The sequence below is a fragment of the Melioribacter sp. Ez-97 genome (assembly GCF_051488665.1).
Lineage (GTDB): Bacteria > Bacteroidota > Ignavibacteria > Ignavibacteriales > Melioribacteraceae > Melioribacter.
The window spans coordinates 1-1,041 of record NZ_JBPSEG010000032.1; the positions used below are offsets into that span (position 1 = coordinate 1).

Sequence of the window (1,041 nt, forward strand, 5' to 3'; positions counted from 1 at the left end):
TGTACCAAGCAATCAGGTTGAAACAGCAGGAATTATGCAAGATCCATTACCGAAGTTAAATGCAAATAATTTTTCTGAAGTATATAGCGAGAAGTATAATTTTAGTTTATTTAAAAACTATCCCAATCCGTTTAACCCATCTACTACAATAGAATATTATTTGCCCAAAAGCGGAAAAGTTACTATAAAAATATTCGATTCTCTCGGTAAAGAAATAGAGACGCTTGTTAATGAACATAAACAAGCTGGACATTATCAAGTAATCTTTAATGCAAGGAATCTGCCAAGCGGAGTTTATTATTACTCATTAATATCTGGCTCTACAATAATTACAAAATCAATGGTTTTAATTAAATGAAATCAATTTATTTAACAATTTTATTTGTATTCTTAACATCAATTATTTTAGCTCAGTATGATGACCCGTATCAATTTTTTCCGGCTAATTTAGGCGACCATTGGGAATATACATGGGCGGGAGGAGACCTGCATTATACAGTACTGCGCGATTCGATAGACCCGAAAGACAGCAGCAGGTTTATATTTTTTTATGATCCGCCTTTGTATTATGGCGCTGATTATAGAATAGACAGGAATTATAATGTTTTCAACGTCCCTCAATTCGATAACCGACATGTCTACAAATTAAATGCACAGGTAGGTGAACGGTGGGTTGTTATAGTTGAAGATTCCAGCAAGTGGGAAGAATCGATGGTAAGCGGAATTTATGAGGGGTATGTATTTGGGAAACGCACATTAATAAAGGAGATTCAGCATTTTAAACTTAAACTTTGGACAAAGCCAGATTCTCTTATTGATACAACTTTTCTTGATGTAGAAAAATTAGCTTACGGATTTGGTCTTATATCAAATGAGAATTATGTATTACAACCTCTTTTATTGAGAGGCTGCAGAATAAACGGAGTAACTTATGGTATAGTTGATGTAAAAGACGAGTCTACTACTGTCCCATCCAGTTTTGTTCTCTTTCAAAATTACCCCAATCCGTTTAATCCTTCAACTATTATTCGATATAAAGTA

The 1,041-nt window shown here is 33.7% G+C and carries 2 protein-coding genes; both read left to right on the top strand.

The window, feature by feature from the left end; all coding sequences use genetic code 11:
* A partial coding sequence (locus ACSSWA_RS14890) for a T9SS type A sorting domain-containing protein (protein WP_437357442.1) occupies window positions 1-358 on the top strand: 358 nt, incomplete at its 5' end.
* A partial coding sequence (locus tag ACSSWA_RS14895; protein WP_437357444.1) for a T9SS type A sorting domain-containing protein occupies window positions 355-1,041 on the top strand: 687 nt, incomplete at its 3' end. The genes ACSSWA_RS14890 and ACSSWA_RS14895, both read left to right, overlap by 4 nt.